Source organism: Nocardia sp. NPDC058666 (assembly GCF_042714895.1).
GTDB lineage: Bacteria > Actinomycetota > Actinomycetes > Mycobacteriales > Mycobacteriaceae > Nocardia.
Genome location: NZ_JBHXRY010000075.1, coordinates 1 through 1399, shown reverse-complemented (window position 1 = coordinate 1399; position 1399 = coordinate 1). Strand labels below are relative to the sequence as shown.

The window sequence follows — 1399 nt, the reverse complement described above, 5'->3', positions numbered from 1 at the left end:
GTCCCAGCACCACCCAGCCGAACCACAGCCAGCCGTTGCTGCCGAGCGCCACGGAGTACGCGGCCACGGCCACCAGTGCGGCGAAGGTCATGACTGCCATCGCCTTAACGGATCCGGTCATGCCCCATGGTGGCGCGCAAAGGCGGGATCGCGCTACTGGCCACGCGCTTGGAGCGAGGCGAGATACGAGTTGTACGCCTCCAGCTCCTTGTCGCCGTTGCGCTCCTCGGCCCGGTCGGACCGCCGTGCGGCCCGCTGCTCGGAGTGGTACCACTGGTAGACGAGGGCGATCAGGACCAGCACCGAGGGGATCTCGCTGAAGGCCCAGGCGATGCCGCCGCCCCACTGCTGGTCGAGCAGCGGATCGATGCCCAGCGACGCCGGCGGGTTCGCGTACGTCTTGATCATCGGCTGGCTCGCCATCATCAGGGCGATGCCGAAGAAGGCGTGGAAGGGCATGCCCGCGAACAGCTCCAGCATCCGCATGACGTAGCCCGGCCGGTGCGGCCCCGGGTCGATGCCCATGATCGGCCAGAAGAAGATCAGGCCGACGGCGAGGAAGTGGACCATCATCGCGATGTGCCCGGTGCGGCTCTCCATCAGGAAGTCGAAGAGCGGGGTGAAGTACAGCGCGTACAGGCTCGCGATGAACATCGGGATCGTGAAGGCCGGGTGGGTGATCACCTTCATGTACCGGCTGTGCAGCAGCATGAGCAGCAGCTCGCGCGGCCCCTTGTGACCGCGGGCGGCGGGCGGCAGCGCACGCAGCGCCAGTGTCACCGGAGCGCCCAGCAGGACCAGGATCGGGGTGATCATGCTGATCACCATGTGCTGCACCATGTGCACGCTGAACATGACCATGCCGTAGTCGTTCAGCTTGGTGCACATCACGAGGACCACGGTCAGCACGCCCGTCACGAAGGCGACCGTCCGGCCCATCGGCCAGGCGTCCCCGCGCCGGTGCAGCCGCAGCACGCCCCACCCGTACAGGGCGAGCCCGATCAGCGAGCCGAACAGGAAGAAGGCGTCGAAGGAGAACTCCAGACCACGCCCGAGAGTGAACGGCGGCAGGTCCATGTCCATGTCCATGCCGTGCCCGCTGTGATCCATCTGTTCACTCCCTTGACCGTGGTGCCCCACCACAGTAATGCCGCCCCCGTACGCTCTTGCGCGCGGGGGCGGCCCAGGATAGAGGGGGCGTACAAAAGGGGCGTCAGAGAACCGTCTGCGCCTCGTCGTACCGCTCGGCCGGAACCGTCTTGAGGGTCGACGTCGCCTCGGAGAGCGGCACCATCACGATGTCCGTGCCGCGCAGCGCCGTCAGCATGCCGAACTCACCGCGGTGGGCGGCCTCCACGGCGTGCCAGCCGAAGCGGGTGGCGAGGACCCGGTCGTACGC

Annotated in this window: 1 protein-coding gene and 1 pseudogene; both read right to left on the bottom strand. The window is 67.5% G+C overall.

From position 1 onward, the window contains the following. Positions 1-153: 153 nt before the first annotated feature. On the bottom strand, positions 154-1110 hold the full coding sequence (locus tag ACFWVD_RS28565) for a cytochrome c oxidase assembly protein (RefSeq protein ID WP_081524147.1): 957 nt from the start codon (positions 1108-1110) through the stop codon (positions 154-156). A gap of 103 nt (positions 1111-1213) precedes the next feature. Further along, positions 1214-1399, bottom strand: a pseudogene (locus ACFWVD_RS28560) (6-phosphofructokinase); the annotation flags it as partial.

Bases quoted from the DNA above. Each gene is read 5' to 3' on its own strand.
- ACFWVD_RS28565 (WP_081524147.1), bottom strand. From the start codon at position 1,110: ATGGATCACAGCGGGCACGGCATGGACATGGACATGGACCTGCCGCCG.